16 protein-coding genes are annotated in these 23,186 nt (G+C 68.9%); 6 read left to right on the forward strand and 10 right to left on the reverse strand.

Annotated features, from left to right (window positions below):
- Positions 1-81 precede the first annotated feature (81 nt).
- The 3 genes from AC0662_RS15825 to AC0662_RS15835 all read left to right on the forward strand — a co-directional run bounded on the left by AC0662_RS15825 (position 82) and on the right by AC0662_RS15835 (position 5,047).
- Complete coding sequence (locus tag AC0662_RS15825) at positions 82-2,898, forward strand: helix-turn-helix transcriptional regulator (RefSeq protein WP_478301278.1); 2,817 nt, start codon at positions 82-84, stop codon at positions 2,896-2,898.
- A gap of 126 nt (positions 2,899-3,024) precedes the next feature.
- A complete protein-coding gene (locus AC0662_RS15830) occupies positions 3,025-3,984 on the forward strand; it encodes a hypothetical protein (protein ID WP_452203920.1) in 960 nt (319 codons plus the stop codon).
- Between the two features lie 85 nt (positions 3,985-4,069).
- Positions 4,070-5,047, forward strand: coding sequence for a hypothetical protein (locus AC0662_RS15835; RefSeq protein WP_478301280.1), 978 nt, complete (start codon positions 4,070-4,072; stop codon positions 5,045-5,047).
- On the opposite strand, the gene AC0662_RS15840 is transcribed toward AC0662_RS15835, so the two are convergent.
- The 6 genes from AC0662_RS15840 to AC0662_RS15865 all read right to left on the reverse strand — a co-directional run bounded on the left by AC0662_RS15840 (position 5,023) and on the right by AC0662_RS15865 (position 12,396).
- On the reverse strand, positions 5,023-5,721 hold the full coding sequence (locus AC0662_RS15840; RefSeq protein ID WP_452203922.1) for a polysaccharide deacetylase family protein: 699 nt from the start codon (positions 5,719-5,721) through the stop codon (positions 5,023-5,025). The two genes, AC0662_RS15835 and AC0662_RS15840, sit on opposite strands and share 25 nt — an antisense overlap.
- A complete protein-coding gene (locus AC0662_RS15845) occupies positions 5,718-7,508 on the reverse strand; it encodes a hypothetical protein (protein ID WP_478301282.1) in 1,791 nt (596 codons plus the stop codon). The genes AC0662_RS15840 and AC0662_RS15845 overlap by 4 nt, the downstream gene beginning before the upstream one ends.
- A 12-nt stretch (positions 7,509-7,520) precedes the next feature.
- Complete coding sequence (locus AC0662_RS15850) at positions 7,521-9,140, reverse strand: substrate-binding domain-containing protein (RefSeq protein WP_478301284.1); 1,620 nt, start codon at positions 9,138-9,140, stop codon at positions 7,521-7,523.
- Positions 9,141-9,165: 25 nt separating this feature from the next.
- The gene (locus AC0662_RS15855) at positions 9,166-10,011 is read right to left on the reverse strand and encodes a carbohydrate ABC transporter permease (protein ID WP_478301286.1); all 846 of its coding nucleotides are present in this window, start codon (positions 10,009-10,011) and stop codon (positions 9,166-9,168) included.
- Between the two features lie 26 nt (positions 10,012-10,037).
- The gene (locus AC0662_RS15860; protein WP_478301288.1) at positions 10,038-11,024 is read right to left on the reverse strand and encodes an ABC transporter permease; all 987 of its coding nucleotides are present in this window, start codon (positions 11,022-11,024) and stop codon (positions 10,038-10,040) included.
- Between the two features lie 316 nt (positions 11,025-11,340).
- Positions 11,341-12,396 carry a LacI family DNA-binding transcriptional regulator gene (locus AC0662_RS15865; protein ID WP_478301290.1) on the reverse strand — a complete coding sequence of 352 codons (1,056 nt, stop codon included), beginning with the start codon at positions 12,394-12,396 and terminating at the stop codon, positions 11,341-11,343.
- A 194-nt stretch (positions 12,397-12,590) separates the two neighbouring features.
- On the opposite strand from AC0662_RS15865, the gene AC0662_RS15870 reads away from it, so the two are divergent.
- From AC0662_RS15870 to AC0662_RS15880, 3 genes are read left to right on the forward strand one after another with little or no spacing between them, the layout of a single operon-like run.
- Positions 12,591-15,779, forward strand: a complete 3,189-nt coding sequence (locus tag AC0662_RS15870) for a hypothetical protein (RefSeq protein WP_478301292.1) — start codon at positions 12,591-12,593, stop codon at positions 15,777-15,779.
- Positions 15,776-17,320, forward strand: a complete 1,545-nt coding sequence (locus tag AC0662_RS15875) for a glycoside hydrolase 5 family protein (RefSeq protein WP_478301294.1) — start codon at positions 15,776-15,778, stop codon at positions 17,318-17,320. Before AC0662_RS15870 ends, AC0662_RS15875 begins: the two co-directional genes overlap by 4 nt.
- Positions 17,317-18,351, forward strand: a complete 1,035-nt coding sequence (locus tag AC0662_RS15880) for a hypothetical protein (RefSeq protein ID WP_478301296.1) — start codon at positions 17,317-17,319, stop codon at positions 18,349-18,351. The genes AC0662_RS15875 and AC0662_RS15880 overlap by 4 nt, the downstream gene beginning before the upstream one ends.
- A 185-nt stretch (positions 18,352-18,536) precedes the next feature.
- Here the strand turns inward: AC0662_RS15880 and AC0662_RS15885 are convergent, their stop codons facing one another.
- From AC0662_RS15885 to AC0662_RS15900, 4 genes are read right to left on the reverse strand one after another with little or no spacing between them, the layout of a single operon-like run.
- A complete protein-coding gene (locus AC0662_RS15885) occupies positions 18,537-19,868 on the reverse strand; it encodes a glycoside hydrolase family 32 protein (protein WP_478301298.1) in 1,332 nt (443 codons plus the stop codon).
- On the reverse strand, positions 19,865-20,704 hold the full coding sequence (locus AC0662_RS15890) for a carbohydrate ABC transporter permease (RefSeq protein WP_478301300.1): 840 nt from the start codon (positions 20,702-20,704) through the stop codon (positions 19,865-19,867). The genes AC0662_RS15885 and AC0662_RS15890 overlap by 4 nt, the downstream gene beginning before the upstream one ends.
- A complete protein-coding gene (locus tag AC0662_RS15895; protein WP_452203933.1) occupies positions 20,701-21,633 on the reverse strand; it encodes a carbohydrate ABC transporter permease in 933 nt (310 codons plus the stop codon). Before AC0662_RS15895 ends, AC0662_RS15890 begins: the two co-directional genes overlap by 4 nt.
- Complete coding sequence (locus AC0662_RS15900; protein ID WP_452203934.1) at positions 21,633-23,039, reverse strand: ABC transporter substrate-binding protein; 1,407 nt, start codon at positions 23,037-23,039, stop codon at positions 21,633-21,635. The genes AC0662_RS15895 and AC0662_RS15900 overlap by 1 nt, the downstream gene beginning before the upstream one ends.
- Positions 23,040-23,186 lie beyond the last annotated feature (147 nt).

Below are 23,186 nucleotides of genomic sequence, written 5' to 3' on the forward strand. Positions count from 1 at the left end.
CTGTCCTGCGGAGCCCATCCGGGTCGTCACCAGATCTGATGACATCCGGCCCGAGACCTGCTGGATGCGAGGATGACCGGCATGGGGGCAGTCATCAGTCCAGTTCTGATCAACCGCCAGGCTCAGCTCGACGCGCTGCGCGGGGCGTACGAGCGGACCCGGGATGGACAGCCGGCGACCGTGCTGGTCTCCGGCGAGGCGGGTATCGGCAAGTCCCGCCTGGTGGCCGCGGGGATCGAGGGGCTCGACGGGGATCCGCTGGTGCTCACCGGTGGCTGCCTGGAGCTCGGCGCGGACGGTACGCCATGGGTGCCGTTCATGGCGATCCTGCGCAACCTGTCGCGAGCGTGGGGCCCGGACCGGCTCGCCGACGCGCTGCCGTCGAGCGGGTCCGCGCTGGCCGGGTGGCTGCCTGAGCTTTCGCTTCCGGAGGCCCCGAGCGGGCCTGTCCGGCTGTTCGGTGAGGTCCTTGGTCTGCTGACCCGCGCAGCGGAGGAACGCCCGCTCGTGCTGGTGGTGGAGGACCTGCACTGGGCGGACGCATCCAGCCGCGAACTGTTCGTCTATCTGGTCCGCAACCTCGGCACCGCCGCTGTCCTGCTGATCGGTACCTTACGGACCGGTGAGCTGCCTGCGGGGCACCCGACGCGGCAGTTGCTGTCCGAGCTAGGGCGCCGTCCGGAGGTCGTCGGGCTGGAGTTGGCGCCGCTGGATCGACAGGGCGTGACCGCACTGCTGTCGGCTCTCGACGGGCGGCCGCCGGACGCGGTGGCCAGCAGCGAGATCCACCGGCGGTCCAGTGGCAATCCGCTGTTCGTGGAGGCGTTGTTCGATTCCGGGCGGGCTTCGTCCGAAGGGCTGACCAGCCTGCTGCTCAGCCGGGTCGCCGATCTCTCGCCGTCGGCTCGGAGAGTCCTCGCCACAGTGGCGGTCGCGGGTGACGCCGTACCGGATGAGTTGTTGGCTGAGGTGTCCGACGAGCCGGTCGACGAGGCAGTGCGGGAGCTGGTCGAGCGGAACCAGCTGGCGGTGCTCGAGGCGGGCTACGCGATCCGCCACGACCTGATCCGCGAGGCGGTGTACAGCGCCTTGCTGCCGGGGGAGCGTCGACACCTGCACGCCCGGTACGCCGAGGCGATCGCAGCGGGACCGGAGCCGTCCGCGGCGCTCGCAGAACACTGGACCGTGGCGCGCCAACCAGCGAAGGCACTGGTGGCGGCCTGGCGAGCTGCCGCGACCGCCGAGCGGCAGTACGCGTACGACGAGCAGCTCAACATGCTCGAACGCGTTCTGGCGCTGTGGCCCGACGTGGAAGGGGCAGCCGGCCTCATCGGGGTCGACCGCGCGACAGTCCAGGAACAGGCCACTACTGCGTCGTTCACGACCGGTCGCTCCCAGCAGGGCGTGGAGCATGCCACCGAGGCTCTGACGACGATCACCGAGCCGCTGCGCGTCGCAGCACTCCTCCGCCTCCGTGGCATGCTGCGGTGCCGGATCGACGGCTCAGGGAGCGACGACCTGCTGCGAGCCGTCGAGATGGTGCCCGAAGGGGCAGACATTGTGCTGCGGAGCAGACTGCTTTCGGCACTCGCGTTCACCGAGTTCGTCGGCACTCCGGGGCCTGGGATGGAACGGCACGCACAGCACGCTCTGAAGCTGGCCGAGAGAACCGGAGACGGTCAGGCGCTGGCCGAGGCGCAGTTGACCGTCGGCGGCATCACGCTGCACCTAGGCGGCGGGCCAGCGGAGGCGCGTTCCCTGTTGCAAGCAACGCGGCGGACCGCCGAGGCTGTTCACGACCACCACACGTACCTGACCTCCCTGCAGTGGGAAGGCCAGGCGCTGACGGACTCCGGGGATCCGGAGGCAGCGATCGAGCTGCTCGAACTGGCCGAGCAGCAGGCCCAACGCTGGGGCCGGATGCGCGCCCGCGGCACGATGCTCGCGCAGAACCGGTCGATGGCCCTCCTCGTCCTGGGCCGCTGGGACGAGGCCCAACAGGTCGCGTACGCCGCCCTCGCGGACGGCCCGTCGCCTTGGTACGCCGCGTGTCTGCGGATCGCGCTGGCCGAGATCGCCGTCGGACGGGGCAACTACGCCGAAGCCGCCGACCACCTGGGGGGAATGGTCGCTCCGCAATCCGGTGCGGCCAGCGAACTCGCGTTGCAGCGCTTGCCGATCGAGGTCGCGCTGGAGATGGGTCGTGGTGATCTGGCCCGTGCGGACGGTCTGCTCACCGAGACGGTCGCCGTACTCCCCGGCGGGGACGGGCTGGATCCGCGAGGCCTGGCACGGGTTGCGCTCGCCGCGGTCCGGTTGGAGCACGCCCAGCCGGGACGGCGACGACACGTCCCGCGCTGGTCGGACGACGTACGGCGCCGGTTGCCCGACGCGACCGGCTGGCCGGTCGTCGACGCGGCGACGCTGACCTGCGAGGCGTACGCCGTCGACACCATCGCGGCCTGGGACACGGCCGCCGACGGGTGGCGGTCGGCCAAGGATGTGCACGAGTTGGCCAGAGCGCTGGTCGGTGGCGCGGCGAGCGCGGTCCGGACGAACAACAAACCGGGTGCGCGGCGACGTCTCGAGGAGGCCCGTGAGCTCGCGGACCGGCTGGCAGCGGAACCATTGGTGGCCCAAATCAACGACCTCGCGCGGCGGGCCGGATTATCGGACTCGGCGGTCCGCGCGGAACCCACGGCGCTCGGGCTGACCGAGCGCGAGCTCGTCGTACTGCGAACCCTCGCGCGCGGCCTGTCCAACGCCGAGATCGCCCACGAACTGTTCGTCTCCCCGAACACGGTCGCGACCCACGTCGCCCGGATCCTGCGCAAGCTCGGCGTCGCCACCCGCACCGAGGCCGCCGCGGTCGCGCACCGCGCCGGGCTGAGCGCCTGACTGGGCCCCAGAACGCTGATCAGCAACGATTGCAACAAGGTGCAAGACCTTCGCGCAGGTCGGCGACCTCGGCTATAGTCAGCGCGATCTCGAGCTAATCGGGACACATCTGGAGGGGGAACTCCTATGAAACTGCAGCGCTTCGCGCTCGCATTCGCGGGGGCCGGCCTGCTGGCCGCCACCGTCGCTTCGATTCCGGCCGCCGCCACCGGCCAGGCCGACCCGAAGCCCTACCTGTCCAAGAAGGCCGCCCACCCGAGCTCGGTGAAGACGTTCGCCGGCGGTCCGTGCATCAACTACGTCGGCGTGCCGACCGCGGCGGGGACGATGCAGGAAATCGACGTGACGGCCGCCAAGCCGCCGCGCGCCGACGTCTGGGAGCCCTTCAAGTACGTCGGTTCCCGCGCGGACGCGACCTGGTACGGCGCCGTCAACGCGTCCGGCACCCAGTTCTACTACTACGGCCTGCTGCTGCAGGGCACGAGCCTGTACCGGCACACGACGTACCTGTCGAACGACGAGAACAAGCCGCCGGTGCCGACCTTCAAGCGGGTCGGGTCGGGCTGGGGCAGCTTCAAGGCGATCGCCACGTCCAACTACAGCGTCGCGCAGCCGCGGCACGCGTACCTGTACGGCCTGAACACCAACGGCAGCCTGTACCGCTACGCGATCGTCGGCGCCGGCTTCAAGGCGCTCGGTCCGCTCGCCGGCTTCCGCGGCTTCAAGGCGATGACGGTGATCAGCGAGACGGCGACGTACGACACCCTGCTGATGACGACGACGTCGGGTGCGCTCTACACCGTACACATCCCGATCGCGGCCGGCGCCAAGCCGGTGCTGAAGCTGATCCGCTCCACCGGCTTCGCGCAGTACGAGTCGCTGGTGGCGCAGGGCTGTGGCACCCGCGGCGGCACGCTGCTCGTGGCGGTCGACAACGACACCAAGTCCGGCGACCAGTACGCGATGAGCAAGGCGAACGGCACGGCCACCGCGATGACGGGGTACGGCAAGATCCCGGGGGCCGTCTTCGACGGTGTCAACGAGGTCTCGATCACGACGCACTACGACCAGCTGGTCGGCGAGTAACCAACCCGCAGTACCCCGCAGCCGGGGACACCGCCACGCGCGGTGTCCCCGGGCGCGGCTATAGTCAGCGCGATCTCGGGGGCTAGTGAGATCTTTCCAGAGCAGACCCAATGAAGTTGCAGCGTTTTGCACTGGCGATCGCCGCGCCGGCCTGCTGGCCGCCGCCGTCGCGTCCGTCCCGGCCGCCGCCACCGGCCAGGCCGACCCGAAGCACCCGTTCGCCAAGAACGTGAACCCGAACATGCTCAAGGCGGCCGGTGAACCGTGCATCAGCGACGTCATGTCCCCGACCGTGACGGGTACGTCGCAGGAGACCCTGGCGATGCCGGGACGCCAGGTCCAGGCGTTCCAGGACACGCCGTTCAAGCTCGCCGGCAGCCGTGCGAACACGACCTGGTACGGCGCGGTGAACGCCGTCGGCACGCAGGTGTACTACTACGGGTTGCTCCTGCAGGGCGGCAACCTGTACCGGCACACAACTTACGTGCGGGACGGCGGTGACACCTTCACCTGGTCGCCCACCTTCAAGAAGGTCGGTTCCGGCTGGACCAGCTTCAAGTTGATCGCCACGTCGAACTTCAGCGTCGCCGCACCGCGGCACGCGTACCTGTACGGCCTGAACACGAACGGCAGCCTGTACCGCTACCAGATCGTCGGCGCCGGTTTCCGGGCGCTCGGTCCGATCCCCGGGTTCCGCGGTTTCAAGACGGTGACGGTGATCAGCGAGACGGCGACGTACGACACGCTGCTGATGACGACGAACGCGGGAGCGCTCTGGACCGCGCGCATCCCGGTCGCCGCCGGGGGCGAAGCCGGTGATGAAGCTGATCCGCTCGTCGGGTTGGTCGGCGTACGAGTCGCTCGTCGTCCAGGGCTGCGGGACCCGCGGCGGTTCGCTGCTCGTGGCGGTCGACAACGACACGCAGTCCGGCTACCAGTTCGCGCTGAGCAAGACGAACGGCACCGCGACCGCGATCACGGCGTACGGCAAGGTCCCTGCCGTTTCAACGTGGCCAGTCACGCGGCGATCACCACGCACTACAACCAGCTGACCGGCGAGTAGTCGTCGAATCCGATCATCCGGAGGCTCAGCCTCCGCGCCTCGGCAAGTACGGCGCGAAGGCGGTCCGGGTGGATATGATTGCCTTGGGCAACCGGTGCTATCTCGTGGGCGTACAGCGCCAGCGTCCCGTCGGCCTCGGCGAGCTCCCGTAAGAGCTCGCTGAGGGCGACGGCGTCGTTCAGTTGCGGTACGCCGCCCCGCCCGGTGTCGATGCCGCGCCCGGGAAACACCTTCGCGTCCCCGTGCACGACCGACGCCAACGCCGTACCGAGATCGGTCGTGCGCGGGCTCCCGGCCCGTAGGTGGTTGAACACCTCCAGCAGCACGGCATCCGTCGTCTCATCCCGCCGGCTGTTCGGGTACGCGAAGCTGCTCGCCGACGCACCCAGCGACCGCAACGCCGCCACACTGCCGGTGATCTCGGTCCGCAGGTACTCCACGGCGCCCAACTCCGCGATCGTCTCGTCGGCGTTGCGATGCCGGGCGCCGTGCGACCCGACGGAATGCCCGGCGGACAGTAGCCGCCGTACACCTGCCTGCTCCGCGTCGTCGAGCAAGTCCGCTTCCACGACGAAGAACGTCACGCGTGCCCCGGCCGCGTCGAACACCGGCAGCGCCTCCTCCCAGCCCGCGACGTGCCGATCGTCGAACGTCAGCAGGAGCGTCCCTGTCACGCGCGTACGTCGATCGACGTACGGACGGCTTGCGGATGCCCCGTCTTCGTGGTGACCCGAGCCGGAGCCACCAGCCGCAACTGGGTGCCGTCGGCGGTGACCCAGTGCGCCTGCACGTCCCCGTCGTACACCGTGATCGAGGGCGCCGCCACGTCAGGCCGGTCGGCGCCCTCGAACAGGGAGAACGTACCGGTCAGCTCCGCCGGGGCGATGTCCTGCATCGTCATCGACGCCGGACCCTCCAGCAGCTCCGCGACCAGCAGGATCCGGTCGTCCGTACGCTCCATCCGCAACGTCGGCCGATGATCGCCGAAGCTGATCGAGTCCACACTCCCGACCAGGTCCGCACCCGGCGTACGCACCCGGAACTTCTGACCGACCGCCACCGGCCCTTCCGAAACAGTCGCGCCGTCGGCGCCCGCGATCTCCAGTACCAACCGGAGTGACGAGACGGAGAACGCCTGTCCCGCCTCGATCTGATGCAGCCCGATATGCTCGTCACCGCCCGGCGACACGAAGCTCACCGACCACAGGACCTGGCTGCCGGACTGCACCGACGCGAACACGGCCGACGAGAAGTCGTGGTCGTCCTTCATCAGGTGCAGCTTAACGAACCGCGAGGGTCCCCAGGCCGGGTCCTCCGGCTCGCGCCAGTACCCCATCAGCGGGCGGCGCTGCAGCCAGTACTCGCCGACGCTCGCACTGCCCAGCGTCGCGTCCGAGCCGTGCCAGGTGGTCCCGACCACCGGCACCTGTCCCTCGAGGTAGCTGAACCGTTCCCGAACCACTCCTGTTGGCGTGTCCAGCAACCGCTCGACGACCGCGGCGGGCGCCTCGACGTCGACCAGCGCCGGTCCGGCCAGCCCGAGCGTCGGCGTGAGCGCCGGCAGCTCCGCGAACAATCCCCGGAAACCGGTCGCCTTCGCGAGCAGCGCGAGCAGGTCCGGCGTCCGCGCGGGCTCGTCCGTGTACACGCGGGCCATCGGACCGCTCAGCTGCCCGGTCCGCGAGTGCCACCGGCCGGCCAGGTGCCCCCACAGCCGCTCGACGATCCACCGCGCCCCGGCCACCGCCTGAGGTTCGTCGACGTACTGGACGATCGCGGCGATCGCCTCCATCGTGATGGTCCAGTACCCGGCGCTGTTGTACTCCGCGAAGCTCCCGGCCGCCTCGATCTGCTCCCGGAGCCGGCCGACCCGGCGTACGGCGTACTCGGTCAGCTCCGGGTCCTTCAGCAGCTGACCGGCGGCCAGGGTCACGAACGTGCCCTTCGCCGCGATGTTCGTGTAGCTCATCGTCACGTTGCGGCGGATGATCGACCGGGCCGCGTGCCCGAGCGCGACCCGCACCGCGGTACGGGTCTCCTCGGACAGCTGCGGCTCGTGCCGGAGCAGTACGAACGCCAGCTCCCGCCCGATGAAGTCCGCCCAGTTCCAGTCCGGCGGAACCATCCGGTCGAGCGGCTCTTCGTGGTAGTAGCTCCAGATCCCGTACGTCGGGGACGCGTCGTCGGCGTCCTGCTCCGCGAGCACGCGCAGCAGGATCTCCTCGGCGAGCGGCACGTCTGCGGCCGTACCCGACTCGAGCAGCACCAGCGCGTAGACCACGCTCTCCCGGTGCGGGTGCCGGACGCCGGTCCACATCCGGGTGTGGATCGGGTTGTACTTCGCGTCCTGCGCGATCAGCCCGGCCGCCGCGTCGTACGCCTGGTCACCGGCGACCCGGGCCAGCCGGATCAGCTCGGTGTCGAATCGGTCGTTGGACTCGTGCACGATCTCGTTCCTCATCCTCGGGGCGTCCTAGCCGCCTGCGACTTCGGACGCCTTCTGCAGCTCCTGGCGGATCTTGTCGCCGCCCGAGCTCCTCCAGCGCTCGACGTACTCCTTCCAGGCCGACACCGGTTTGCGGCCGAGGATGATGTCGAACTCCACGTTCTGGCGTTCCTTCTCCAGTTGCGGGAACTTGCGCGAGTTCGTGTCCGAGAACAGCGTCTGCGCGAGGTCCATGGTTCCGTCGGCGGCGAGCTTCTTCTGCGCGGCGTACTCGAGCTGGACGTACCGCGGGTCGGTGGAGGACGCGACCACCGGCGGCGGTGCGGCCAGGTAGTTCAGGCCCAGGCTGCGCTCGTTCGTGAGGTCCTGGTTCAGCACGATCTTGGTGCCGTCGAGCGTGTAGTTGTGGCCCTCGACGCCGCTGGTCAGCAGCCGGTTCTCCGACGTACCGAACGGGGACGCGAGGAAGTCCGCGATCTTCAGCAGGGTCTCGGCGCGGTCCTTGTTCTTGGCCGGGATGACCGCGATGTTGTTGTTCAGGCCGCCCTTCCAGCCCGGCGCGCTGCCGCCGTCGTACCCGGCGACCGGGAACATCCCGATCTTGTCGACCGGTACTCCTTGCTGGGTGAGGCTGACCCAGGCGCTGTACGTCCCGCCCAGCAGGGCGGCCTTCTTGCTGCCGAACCACTGCTGCCACTGCGACGGCGGTGCGGCCGCCATGTCCGGATTCACCAGACCGCCGACGACGATCTTCCGGGCCGACTCCAGCGCCTGCTGCTGGTGCTCGTGCTCGATCATGTTCACCATCGAGCCGCCGGACTGCTGCCATCCGGCCGGGATCGCGAGCATCATCCGGAGGTAGTCCAGCGGGCTGTTCGCGAACGCCCAGACACCGGCCTTCGGGTTGGTCGTTGCCTTGGCCAACTGGTAGAGGTCGTCGAAGTTCTCTACCTTCGCCTGGCCGCCGGCCTCCTCGATCAGGTCGGACCGGTAGTACAGGCCCCAGGCGGACAGCAGGCCGCGCGCGATCGGCAGCCCGAACAGCTTGCCGTCGAAGACGCAGGCCTCCCAGTAGCGGGTCGGGATGTTCGCCAGCGCCGGGTACTTCCGCACGTTCTCGCCGGACAGGTACGGCGTCAGGTCCAGCATCTTCGCGGCCAGGAACCGGTCCAGCGACGGGATCGAGTTGTTGATCTGCATGATGTCTGGGAAGTCGTTCCCGGCGCTCATGGTGGCGATCTTCGTGTTGAAGTCGTCGCCCGCGTTCACCAGCTGCATCTGCACAGGCGACCCGAGCCGCTCGTTGACTGTCTTCCAGAACACGTTGCCCGGCGGCCCGGGCGGTGCGGCGCCGTTCAGCTGCGCGAGCCCGGTGACCGGCTTCCCGTCACCCGGCGTCCGCCCCTTCCAGGCGTCCACGAGCGTCGTCGGGTACTTCGTGAACGCGTCGAGCAGACCCTGGTCGTTGCCGGGCAGATCCGGCGCCGGCAGTCCGGGGAAGCGGAGGTACTTCGGCAACGCGCCCGCCTTGCTCTGCGGCGAGTTCGCCTGCGGCGACGTACCACCGCCGCAGCCGCCCAGGGCTGCCGTCGCGCCGAGGCCGGCACCGAGCTTCAGCAGGTCCCGTCGGGACAGGCCTGAAGTCATGATTTCTCCTTGTGGTGAAGGCGGTTCAGCCCTTGACGGCGCCGGTCAGGGCACCCTTGGCGAAGTGCCGCTGGAGGAACGGGTAGACGAGGAGCACCGGCACGATGGACGCCACCAGGACGGCCATCTGGAGTGCGGGTTGTGGCGGCAGCGCGTCGACGTTGACCTGGTCGCTGCCGATCCGGGTGTTGTTCACGACGTACGTCCGGAGCACGTACTGCAGGGTCCACTTGGACTGGTCGTTGATGTAGAGCATCACGTTGAAGAACGCGTTCCAGTAGCCGACCGCGTAGAACAGGCCGACCACCGCGAGCACCGCCTTCGACAGCGGCAGCACGATCAGCCGGAAGATCGCCCACTCGCCGGCGCCGTCGATCCGGGCGCTCTGCAGCAGCTCGTCCGGGATGCCCATGAAGAACGCGCGGACCACGATCACGTTGAAGCCGCTGAGCATCGTCGGCACGATCAGCGCCCATAGGGTGTCGATCAGCCCGAGCTGCTTGACCATCAGGTAGCTCGGGATCAGGCCCGGCGAGAACAGCAGGCTGAGCAGGACCAGCATCAGCATCCAGCTCCGGCCGACCATCGTTGGCGAGGCCAACGCATAGCCGAGCAGGGTGCTGACTGCCATCGAGCACAGCGTCCCGACCGCGGTGACGAACACGCTGACCAGCAACGCGCGCGTTACCACACCGCCGGAGAAGATCGCGTGGTACGCCTCGAACGTCCACTCGCGCGGCAGCATCACCAGGCCGCCGGTCCGGTTCACGTCGTCCTGACCGGCGAAGCTCGTGGTCACCACGCCGACGAACGGGAACAGTACGAGGAAACAGCAGACCGTCAGCGCGACCCCGCGGAAGGTGCGGGACATCAGCCCGGGTAGAGGTTGTCCGTTCCTCATCGCTGGTACACCCCCGCCTCGCCGAAGAGGTGGGCGATCTTGTTCGCGCCGAAGACCAGCGCGGCACCGACGAGGCCCTTGATCAGGCCGACCGCGGCCGCCGTACCCCAGTCCCCGTTGACGATTCCGTTGTTGTAGACGTACGTGTCGAGAACCTCGCTGGCCTGCTGACCGACGGCCGGCTGCTGCAGGATGATCTGCTCGAACCCGACCGTGAGCGAGTCGCCGAGCTTCAGGATCAGCAGCAGCACGATGATCCCGCGCAGACCCGGCAGCGTCACGTGCCAGAGCTGGCGCCACCGAGACGCGCCGTCCACGGCCGCCGCCTCGTACTGCTCGACGTCGATCCGGGACAGTGCGGCGAGGAACAGGATCGTCGCCCAGCCGCTGTCCTTCCAGACCACCTGGCTGGTCAGCAGCGTGAAGAACGCGTCCGGGTTGCCGACCACGTTCAGTACGCCCCAGCCCTGCTGGCGGAGGAACTGGTTGACCATCCCGCTGCCGCCGAGGATTTGCTGGAACAGTGAGACCACGATCACCCAGGAGAGGAAATGCGGCAGGTACAGGATCGACTGGACGAGCTTCTTCACGCGCTCCGAGAGCAGGCTGTTCAGCGCCAGCGCGAGCAGGATCGGGATCGGGAACACGAACACGGTCTGGATCAGCGACAGCACCAGCGTGTTCCGCAGCGCGGTCAGGAAGTCGCTGTCGCCACTGACCAGGACCGAGAAGTTGTGCAGCCCGGCCCACTCGCTGCCGCGGAACCCGAGGAACGGCAGGTAGTCCTGGAAGGCGATCACGTTCCCGAGCAGCGGCAGGTAGTGGAACACCAGCAGCAATAGCATTCCGGGCGCGGCGAACAGCAGCAGCATCCGGTCCCGCCGGATCCGGGCGGCCAGGCTCAGCCGGCGCGCACGCGCCGGCGGACCGGCGGACGCGGACGGCGGAGATCCCTGATCAGCCCGCTGACCGGTCATCGTCATCGAGGTGCTCCGTCCGGGAAACAAAGTGGGAACGCGCTTTCCCGAAAGCTATGGTCCGCCGATCAACGATGTCAAGACCGAAGATTTGGTCGTAGCGCTACGAATTCAGCACGGCGTCACCCATCCCGAACTCACCCACGGGAAGCATTCCCGGACACATTCCCACCGCCATCACACGCGCCGGCCGGCGCGTGTGCGCGCTCGCCGCACGCGGGGGAGGGCGGGCCGCGACCGAGGCCGGACCGGCCGGGGTCGGCTCAGGCCCGTGGTGGTTCAGACCGGGGCCCGGGCGGGGCTGGCTCGGGCTGTGGTGGGCTCAGGCTGGGGTTGGGTCGGTCGTGGAGGTGCGGGGTGGCGTGCTGGGGCCGATGTGGACCTCGGGGGCCGAGCGGGGTACGCCGGCAACGGCCGGGCCGAGGGCGGCGTCGACGGCGGCCGCGCCCATCTCCTCGAACGGTGAGCGGACCGTGGTCAGCCAGTCCTCCTCGCCGAACGGGTTCACGCGCCTCCGCCCGTACCCGGCGAACGCCAGCTGCTCGGGGACGGCGTACCCCTGCGAGCGCAAGTGCTGGATCGCCCCGAGCGCGACCTCGTCCTCGGTGCAGAAGAGCAGCTCGGTCTCCCGCCCGTCGGCGAGGTAGGCCGCGGCCGCTGCGGCACCGCCCCGGAAGCTCCGCTCGGCGGGATAGACGCGGCTGTCCGGCAAGGCGACACCGCCGGCCGACAGGCCCGCGCGGAAACCGTCCAGCCGGTCTTGCGCGGACGGCACGAGCGGATCGGCCTTGAACACCACGAAGTCGCGGTAGCCAAGCCCCAGCATCGCGGTGGCGAGGTCCTTCGCGCCGTCGAAGTCCGGCGGGCGGATCGCCAGCACCGGCTCCGACGGCTCGCCGACGATCACCACCCGGCCGCTCTCCCGCTCGAACTCCATCAGCTCCTGCAGCAGCATCGAGCCCGCCGTCGGCGTGGTGTCGCGTTTCCGCACCAGGATCAGCGCTTCCGGCCGCTGCCGGCGCAGGTCGTGCACGAGGCTGCGCTCGCGGTCGGTGTCGCCCTCGGTGGACAGCAGGTTGAGCACGTACCCGCGGCGGGCGGCCTCCCGGATCGCGCCGAACGCGATCCGGGCGAAGAACTGGTCGCGAATGTCCCCGACCACCAGCGCGATCGCGGGGTAGCGGCCGCGGGCGGTCGCCTGGGCGGCGAGGTTCGTGGTGTAGCCGACCCGCTCGGCCGCGGCCAGCACCCGCTGCCGGTACTCGTCGGCGACCTGCCGGGCACTGCCGTTCAGCACCCGGGACGCGGTCGACGGCGACACGCCGGCCTCGCGGGCGACATCGGCCAGTCGGGTGGTCACCTTCGGTTCGTTCGGCACGCCGACATGATATCCGCACAGGCGGGACAGCGCTGTCCCGATGCTTCTGCCCGGTCGAGGCGTCGATTCCCCGCGCTAATCGAGCATCTCGGAAATTACGGCGGGCAAGCGCTTGCCCAGATTGGTGCGATCGGCTAGCGTCCGGGGCCTCAGGTTTCCGGAACCCTCCCTCCCACGCTCGGTCAGGAGTTTCGATGAATCCACGCCCGTTTCGCCGCCGCTCGGCCGGCCTGATCACCGCCGCGGCGCTGCTCGCGGCCTCGCTCACCCCACTCACTCCACTCACTGCCGCCGCCGTCGGTCCCGATGCGGTCGCTGTCCTCGGCAGCACCCCGTCGTACTCCGGAGTCGTCCGGGCCTGGCCGGGGGACGCCGACAAGGACCCGGCACACGCCAGTACCGAGAAGGACGGCCGGCAGTGCTGGCAGCTGTCCGACGACCCGTACGTCCGCTACCTGTACGTCGACGTTGCGGCCGCGGCGATCCCGGCCGGCGCGGACCGCGCGCTGGTGACCGTCGACTACTACGACGCGGGTGCCACGAACATGGACGTCCAGTACGACGGCGTCAGCAACCCGTTCACCGGCTCGGCGAACCAGCCGCTGACAGGGAGCCGGACCTGGACGTCGCACACGTTCGAGCTGTCGAAGATCAAGTTCGCGAACCGGTCGAACGGCGCCGACTTCCGGCTGGACGTGAAGTCCGCCGCGGGCGCGATGCCCGACGTCTGCATCAGCCGCATCGCCGTGACGTTCACGGATCTTCCGCAGTTGGCGATCACCAACCCGGATCTCGTGTTCCGCCAGGGTGCGACCAGCCTGCAGTTCGCGACGCTCGCGTCCGCGGTGGACTACACGATCGGCGACGAGTACGGCGTCTCGCTACGGACCGGACGGGTGACGCCCGACGCGACCGGTCACGCGTCGGTACCGGCGAACGACCTAGGCCCGGGGTACTACACGTTGACGTTCTCGGGTGCGATCGGCGGTGAGCCGCTGAGCCGCTCCACCTCCTTCGGTGTCGTCACGCCCGGGCCGAAGGTCCGGGACCCGTTCTTCGGCGTCGACACGCACTTCGGGCACTACACCGGCTTCGAGGACGGGCTGGCGCAGGCGATGGCCGACGTCGGCTGGGCGCAGACGCGCTCGGACATCAGCTGGTCGGCGGTCGAGACCGCGCCCGGGACGTACAACTTCGCGTCGTACCCGTTCGACGCGCGCGCCCGCCAGGCCAAGGCGCTGGGTCTCTCGCCGATGGGGAACCTTGCCTACAACAACAAGTTCTACGACGGCGGCCGGACACCGAGTACGCCGGAGGGCCTGGCCGCGTTCGGCCGGTACGCGAAGGCGGCGGCGCAGTTCTACGCGCCGGTGACGAACGACTTCGGCATCTACAACGAGTTCAACGGGACCGGGTTCAACAACGGGGCCTGCGGGATCACACCGGCCTGCTACCTGGACATGCTGAAGGCGGTGTACGCCCCGATCCACGAAGGCAATCCGAACGCGAACGTGATCGGCCCGGTGACCGCGGGGATCGACAAGACCTGGCTCGACCAGTTCTTCGCGCTCGGCGGACTGGAGTACGTCGACTCGTTCGCCGCCAACATGTACGGCTACTCGAGTCTCGGCCCGAACACGAACCCCGAGAAGACCGTCCTGACCAAGGAACTTCCCGCGCTCGTGCAGCAGATCCACACCCTCGACGGCGGCCGGAACATCCCGGTCTGGATCACCGAGAACGGCTGGCCGACGCACACCGCCGGCTCGACCGAACCGCAGCAGGCCGACGACCTGATCCGTGCCCAGCTGCTGGCCAAGGCCGCCGGCGTCACCAAGTACCTGTGGTACGACGCGATGGACGACGGCAACGATCCGGGTGAACGCGAACACCGCTTCGGGCTGTTCCGGCGGCCGAATGACGGGGTCCTCGGGGTGGCACCGAAGCCCGGCGCGATCTCGAACGCGGCGCTGATCCGGATGGTGTCGGGCAAGACCCAGCAGGCCCGCGAGGACCTCGGCTCGGCGACCGCCTACAGCTACCCGTACGTCGGCGGCGGCGAGACGACCCGGGTGCTCTGGTCGACGGGGTCCGAGCAGGTGCAACTGACCGTGGACCGTCCGTTCCGGCTGACCGACCAGTTCGGGGCGGCCCGGACGATCACGCCGCACGACGGCAAGGTGACGTTGACGCTTGACGCCAGTCCGGTGTTCGTGAGCGGCGCGGTGCGGCATGTCGCGGCCGCGCAGTCGCCGCTCGGCATCTCGGTCGGGGCGAGCGCGGTCGCGGGTGACGACGTACCGGTGACCGTCACCGCGGATCGGACCAAGCCCGGGACCGGTCTCCCAGCGAAACTCGTGGCCGGCGGTGCGGAACTGGTGACCGCGCCCGGGAGGAAGACGTCGGTCACCGTACAGTTGCCGGCCACAACCGTTCTGGGCGAGCGGTCGGTAGCAGTTGCCGTCAGTACCGAAGACCGGCAACTGGTGGCGAGCCTGCGCTCGGCGACGACCGTGGTCGAACCGCTCCTGGTGAGCGCGGAGCCGGTCATCGGCGACGGATACGGCCTGAAGGTCACCCTCACCAACAACCGCTCACGTGCCGTCACCCCGACCGCGATCCGGTACGCCGTAGGCGCAGTCAGCGGATCGGCTTCCGCCTCCGAGATCCCGGCGCGCGGCACCGCGACCGTGACGCTTCCGGTCAGTGCGGTGAGCCTCTTCGACAACGTGGCTTATCGGGTGATCGTGGACGCGAAGACGCTCAGCGGGACGGTGTCGTACTCGCCGATCGAGCCGAACGCGGCGCAGACGCTCGCGCCGATCGACCTCGACAAGCAGAGCAGGTTCGTCGCGATCCGCGGCGGGACCCGGACCGGCCCGGCCGATCTCGGCGGGACCGTGCGGTTCACGCACACCCCGTCGTCGCTGGTGGTCGACGCGAGGATCACCGACGACATCCATTATGGTGCCCGGAGCAACGACCTGCTCTGGCAGACCGACTCGATCCAGTTCGACACGTACGACCGGTTGCCGACGGTGCTCGGCGGTCAGCGCGTCGAGATCGGCGCGGCCCTGCTCGACGGCGGCCCGGCCGTGTACACGTTCGCCGCACCGACCGGCCAGAACCTCGGCCCGACCCCCGGTGCGACCGCCGACATCACGCGTACGACCGGGGTCACGACGTACCATCTCGTGATTCCGTGGACCTCCCTGGGCTTCACCGGTCCACCGGCCGGCGTTCTCGGGCTCTCGTTCCTTGTCAACGACGACGACTCCGGCGTGAACGGCGACGCCCGCAAGGGCTGGCTCGAATGGGGCGCCGGCGTCGGCAGCGCGCCGAAGAACCCCGCGCTCTTCCGTACTGCGCAGGTCGTCGGATGAGGCGCGCACTGGTCGCCGTACTGGCGCTGGCCGTGGGGGCGTTGGGCCTGCCAACGCTCCCGGCACGGGCCGACGCCACGCCCGACCTGTCAGTGCTGAATCCGAGCCTGCTGTTGACTCCCACCACGGCGAACCTCGAGTTCGGTACCACCGGTGCCACGATCTCGATCGTGATCACGAATCCTCAGGGACAGACGGTCCGTACCGCATCGGTCGCGGGCGGCAGCGATGCGCAGCTGGCGGTCGGTGATCTCGGTCCGGGGTACTACACGCTGAAGTTCTCGAGCGTCGTCAACGGGCAGACGCTGACCCGGACGACGTCGTTCGGGATCGTCACGCCCGCACCGGCCGCCCGGGACCCGTACTTCGGCATCGACACGCACTTCGGGCACTACAAGGCACTCGAGGACGGGCTGATGAACGCGCTCGGCACGATCGGGTACGCGCACGTCCGCAGCGACCTCAACTGGTCGCTGATCGAGAAGACGCCGGGGGTGTACGACTGGGCGGGGTACAGCTTCGAGGCGAAGGCGCAACAGGCGGCGAGCCTCGGGATGGCGCCGCAGGGAGTCCTTGCCTACAGCAACGCCAACTACGACGGCGGGAAGACACCGAGCTCCGCTGCGGGACTGGCTGCGTTCGGCGCGTTCTCGAAGGCGGCGGCCGCGCACTACCGGGGCGAGGTCGAGGACTTCAACGTCTACAACGAGTTCAACGGGACCGGGTTCAACAACGGCGCGTGCGGTACGACGCCGGCGTGCTACGTGCAGATGTTGCAGGCGACGTACGGGCCGATCCACGAGGGCAACCCGGACGCGAACGTGATGGGGCCGATCACATCGACGATCGACGACGCGTGGAACAGTGGGTTCCTGGCGGCCGGTGGGATCAACTACATCGACACGTTCGCCACGAACGTCTACGGCTACGCGCTCGAAGGGGCCAACACGATCCCCGAGCACACGCTGCTGGTGTCGAAGCTGCCCGCACTCGTCCAGCAGGTGCGGCAGGCCGCCGGCGCGCGGAAGGTGCCGGTGTGGATCACCGAGAACGGGTGGCCGACGTACGCGCCCGGATCGACGGAGCCGCAGCAGGCCGACAACCTCGTCCGCGCGCAGGTTCTGGCGAAGGCCGCCGGCGTCGACGTCTTCTCGTGGTACTCCGCGATGGACGACGGCACCGACCCGGCGAACCGGGAGCACCACTTCGGCCTGTTCCGGCAACCGGTGGACGGAGTGGCGGGCGTCGCCCCGAAGCCGGGCGCGATCACCAACGCCGTACTGATCCGGGCCGTCGGCGGCAAGACCCTCGGCGCCCGTGAGGACCTCGGCTCGTCGACTGCGTACTCCTATCCGTACTCCGGCGCGTCGACGACCCGGGTGATGTGGTCGACCGGTAGCGAGAACGTGACGCTCCGGGCGTCCGGACCGCTGACGATCACCGACGAGTACGGCGGGACGCGGACCCTGACGCCGAGCAACGAGTCCGTCGTACTCACACTGACCGCGAGTCCTGTCTACGTAACGGGAGCTGCATCGTGAACGTGCTGGTCGAAGGGGCGTATGCGACGTACCCGCACAACAACGGCTATTGGCACGGCGGTGTCGCGTTGGTGCGGGAGAGCGGGCGGGGGTTCGAGGTCGTCGGGGTGGGACTCGACGGGGCGGACCAGGTGGTGTTGCTGGAACTCGAAGGTGACGGCGCACCGCCATGGATCGACATCGCGTCGGAGTCGGAGACGTTGATCGCGCCGTGGCAGAACCGGCTGGTACTGAAGGAGTTGCGGGAGGCCGGGGCGGCGCGGGTCGCGTACACCCCGCCGGACGGGTCGACGATGGACGGGCTGGTGGGGGTGTCCGCGGACGGGCGGCGCGCCGTCACCGTTCTGACCGCGGGGGAGGAGCGAACGCTGGTCGAGATCGATCTGGCGTCGGGTACGGCGGAGCCGCTGGTCAGCGTGGATTGGTGGGCGAACCATGCCCATTACTGTCCTGCCGACGAGCAGTGGGTCGCCTTCTCGCACGAGGGTTCTGCCACCACGATCCATGACCGGGTCTGGGCGTATCACCCGGTCCACGCCCCCAAGGGCATCGCCGTCGCCGACCAGTTCGCGATGTCCACCGAGCCCGGCCGACCCGTTGCGGTCGGGCATGAGCGGTGGATGTTCCATCGGCCCGGTCTGCTGGTGGTCGCGTACGGCGAGAGTCCGGTGGGGCCGCGTGGTCTGTGGGAGGTCCTACCGGATGGGGCGGCCCGGTTGGTCAGCGCGGGCGACCGGGACTGGCACTGCGGCATCAGCCGCGACGGCCGATGGGCAGTCGTCGACACCAGCGGACCCGCAGACACTGCCGGCCGAGGCTGGCACAACGCCGACCACCACTCCTCGATCGTCGCCATCGACACCCGAACCGGCGAACGCACCACCCTCGCCACCACCACCCACGAAACCCATCCCTACCACCCCCACCCCTCCGTCACCCCGGACGGCCGGTCGGTGGTCTTCAACCACATCGGACCGACCGCCCGAGGGGCGGCCGTCGTAGACCTGCCGTCCAACGCCGACTGGACTTGAGAGGCCAGGTTTTGAGGCTGGCCGCGGCGGTGCCGTTCTCGGCGAAGAACGTGACGCCGCGGCTGGTCGGGTCCGCGAAGATCTGGTCCGTGAGCTCACCGTTGACGAGGTCGAGCGGCACACCCTTCACATCCGCGATGGACGAACTGAAATCGACCGCCCAGGAGTGCACATGGGGACTCCTGTCAGCGGTCGAGGGTCCAGAAGTGGGCGTTGGGTGGTGCTTCGACGTGCCAGGTAGGCGGTGTGGTCGGGTAGACGCGGGTGCTGAGGACACGGCCGGCACTGGTGAAGACCTCGAGCACCGAGCCGTCGAGGAAGATCCGGGCGGCGGGACGCCCGGACGAAGGATCGAACGCGTCGGACACGCGCATCCGGTCGCGATGGGCGTACGGCGAGAGGCTGGCCTCGGTGCGGTCGATCGTCAACATGTCGGCGGTCAGCTCGATCACCACTCGCTCGTGCTCGCCGAAGCGGATCACCACCTGCCCCGATCCTTCCGGTACGGCGATCTCGCACTGCGGGCCCGTCGTACAGCCGTCGGCCGGTACGCCGGGGCCGGTGCGGAGCGAGTCGACCGTCGGAACCGGCGCGCTCCGGACCGACGAGTCGGCGCCGAGCCAGACGGCCCGAGGCAGCGAGATGACTCCTGCCCAGCCGTCCCACCCGTCGCGGTCACGCCCCTCGGTCAGCCACCCGAACAGCAGCGGCCCGAACCGGCTGTCGCGCATCGCCGACGCGGCGTAGAAGTTCGTCCCGTGATCGACGCGCCGCGGCACCACCGGCGCGTCGACGTCGAACGACAGCACCTCCGCGGGACCTGCCTCCGGCGACCAGGATGCGACCACCGCGATCCGGCGGCCGTCGAGCGTCAGCAGCTGTGGGCACTCCCAGGCGGCGCCGGTGTCCTCGCCGCCCGCGACACCGCGGGGCAGTTCGGCGAGCGGGCCGGCGTACGTCCACTCCTGCAGGTCGTTCGACCGGTAGAGCGTGATGCTCGCGCCCCGGTCGGTGTACCCGGCACCGACCGCGAGCCACCAGCTCCCGTTCTCCGTCCAGACAAAGGGATCGCGGAACATGAGCGCGTCGTCCACCGGATCCGGGACCACCTGCCGCGCCGGTCCGAACGACGCGCCGCCGTCCTCCGACACCGCGGTCAGTACGGACTGGTAGGGGCGTTCGTCGATCCGGCCGGAGTAGAACGCCCGGATCCGCCCGTCGTCGAGGATCGTGTTGCCGGACCAGCAGCCGTCGGTGTCCGGCCCGCCCGGCTGCGGCGTCATCGCCGGGCGGTGCACCGTCCAGCGTACGTAGTCGGTCGAGGTCGCGTGCCCCCACTCGACCGGCACGTGCATGTCCACGGTGGACCGCGACTGGAAGTACAGGTGTACGTCGTCTCCCACCTCGATCGGTCCGTTCGGGTCGTTCAGGTACCCGCGCGGCGGGCGGACGTGGTACGCCGGGCGGAGATGCGCGACGGCACCGATCGTTCGCGGGTCGGACCGGGTCTGGGTCACCGTGATGCTCCTGCCGTGATGCCTGCGATGAAGTACCTCTGGGCGAAGACGAACAGCACTACGCTCGGCAGAATGGCCAGCACGACGCCGGCCAGCACCACCGAGATCGAACCGGTGCCGAGGTTGCCCTGCAGCCCGACCAGCCCCAACGGCAGCGTGAAGTTGTCCTGGGTCTGCAGGAAGATCAGCGGCCGGTAGAACTCCGCCCAGAAGCCGGAGAAGTTCAGGATCGCGAGCGTCGCGATCGCCGGACCGGCCATCTTGGCGTAGATCAGCAGGAACGTCTGGAAATGGCCGGCGCCGTCGATCCTGGCCGCTTCGCCGAGCTCCTTGGGCATCTGCAGGAAGTACTGCCGCATCAGGAAGGTCCCGAACGCGCTGCCGAGTGCCGAGACCACCAGCGAGAGCGGGCTGTCCGAGAGTCCGAGGTACCGGACGATCACGAACACCGGGATGATGATCGTCTGCAGCGGCACCATCATGGTGGCCAGGAAGATCCCGAAGATCACCGACCGGCCCGGGAAGGTGACCATCGCGAACGCGTAGCCGGACAGGGTGCAGGTGATCGTCTGGCCGACCACGATCAGCCCGGTGACGACCACGCTGTTGACGAAGAACCAGCCGATCGGGATCCGGTCGAACACCGCGCTGTAGTTGGAGAAGTCCGGGTGCAGCGGGAACCACTGGGGTGGGTTGCTGAACGCCTCGGCGGGGGTCCGCAGTGAGGTGGTGACCGTCCAGAGCAACGGGCCGAGGGCAACCATCGCGGCGAGCACCAGGATCACCAGGCCGCTGATCCGGCCGATCCGGGCGAGGGTCGTGGTGGAGTGCGTCATTGGTAGAACACCAGCTTTCGTGCCGCGAGGAACTGCAGCCCGGTGATCGCCAGGATCGCCGCCAGCAGCACGATCGCGATCGCCGAGCCGTAGCCGAACTGCAGGTTCTGGAAGCCCTTCTGGTACATCGAGATCGTCACCGTCGTGGTCGCCGATCCGGGGCCGCCCTTGGTCATGATGTACGGCTGGTCGAACAGCTGCATCGCGTTGATCAGTGCAACGACCGCGGCGAACAGGATCGTCGGACTGATCAGGGGCAGCTTGATCCGCAGCAACGTGCGCACCGCGCCGGCGCCGTCGATCTGCGCGGCCTCGAGGACATCGGTCGGGACCGACATCAGTGAGGCGACGAAGAGCACGAACGTGAACCCGACCTGCTGCCAGACCGCGATCAGCACGATCGTGGTGGCCGCGCCGAAGCCGCTGGTCAGCCACGGCACGTTCGGGATGCCGAGCAGCCCGAGGTAGTAGTTGACGACGCCGAACTTGTAGTCGAACAGGTAGCCCATGAAGATCGACACGGCTGCCGTCGAGGCGAGCAGCGGCAGATAGAACGCGGTCCGGAACACCGTCCGGGCCCAGATCCGCCGGCGCTGGTTCACCAGCACGGCGAGCCCGAGCCCGATGGTGAGCTGGAGTACGACGATCGCGACCGCCATCCCGAGCGTCACACCGAACGACTTCAGCACCGGCCCGTCGGTGAACAACCGCTGGTAGTTCTCCAGGCCGACGTACCGCGGGTTCGAGATCACGTCCCAGGAGAAGAACGACAGACCCAGCGACGCGACGATCGGGATCGCGGTGAAGACCGCGACGAACAGCACCGACAACCCGATCATCGCGAAGCCGAACGGCGCCTCGCCGTGCGCGGCCGGATGACTGCGCCGCTTGACGACGGTCTCGCGCACCTCCGCGGTGACGGCGGTCATCAGCCGGCCCCCGCGGCCTTCTCGAGGTCGGACTGCAATCCGTCGAGCGCCGCCTTCGCGTTCCCGGACGAGATCGCCTGGGTGGTGCGCTGGTTCAGCGCGGTGGCGAGCGCGTTGTAGTACGGCGGGGCCGGGATCGGCGCCGTATCGGGATGCTTGGTCAGCGTGTCGTAGAAGACCGGCCAGTGCTTCGGCCCGGTCTTGGCGTACCGCGCGGCCGTCACCAGGGACTTGCGGCCGGGCGTGGTCACGTTGCCGGGGAACACCAGGTCGAACGTCTCCGGTTTCACCAGCAGCTTCAGGACCTCCCAGGCCAGGTCCTTCTTCTTCGACGACTTGAAGATCGCGTACCCGCCGGCGCCGAACAGGTGCCGCTGGCTCTTCCACTTCGGGAACATCGTCACGTCGAAGCTGCCGCTCTTCATCCCGGCGTTGGTCAGCCCGCCGGCCCAGAACCCGCCGCCGATCGACATCCCGATCCGGTTCGACGCGAACAGGCCTTGCAGCGTCCCGCCACCGCCGACGTCGGGCGACGGTGACAGGCCCTTCTTGGTCAGCTCGATCATGTAGTTCAGCGACTCGACGACCGCGTCGGAGTTGGCGGTCGGTGCGCCCCACTTCCAGCCGCCCTTGCGACCGGCGGCCGCCGCGTCACCGGCGTACGCCTTGCTCCACAACCAGTCGCCGCCGTCGTACTTGCCTTCCTCGAGGAGGTTGGCGTTGTTGGCGTACATGAAGGAGGTCCAGCTGCCCCAGAGGCGGACCACCCAGCCGAAGGCGTTGATGCCCTTGAACTTGGCGATCTTCGTCGCGGCCGCCTCGAAGTCCTCGAGCGTCCAGTCCTCGCTCGGCGGTACGACGCCGGCGCGCTGGAACAGGCCCGTGCTGTAGAACATGTTCCCCGCGTTGAAGCTGTCCGGCAGTTCCCACAGGTGACCCTGGTACATCATCGACTCGACCAGGGCGGGGTGGATGTCGTCGAAGTACTCCTGCAGGGCGGACAGGTCCTTGGTGACGTAGTCGTCGAGCGGGACCGCGAGCTCCTTGGAGGCCATCAACTGCAGTCCCTCGGTGGCGACGCTGATGATGTCCGGCGGGGTGCCCGCGGCGATCTGGGTGAGCACCTTGGCCAGGAAGTCGTTCCAGTCGGTGCCGTTGATCGCGGAGATCTCGAATTTGATCGCGGGGTCCAGCTTGCTGATCTGCGGTTGCAGCCTGTTCTGCAGTTGCGTGGCCTGCGCCTGTTCACCGAAGTACAGCATCTTGAGCGACTTCGAGGAGCCGCCGCCGCTGTCGTTGCTGCACGCGGCCAGATCGGCCAGGGCGGCCAGCCCGAGGCCACCCGCACCGGCCTTCAGCAGGGTGCGGCGGGCGAGCGGGAAACCGGGCGGATGGATTCGGTTCATGGGGATTCCTCCTTGACCGCTGGGCGGCCCGGCGTGCCGCCCAATACGTATTGACCCGGGACCGTAGCAGCGGTGTACGGTGGTGCGCAATACGTATTGGTGCCTGCTCTGGTATGAATACTGCGGTCGCCAACCGTGAAGGGGAGC

Source organism: Kribbella sp. NPDC043289 (assembly GCF_056436705.1).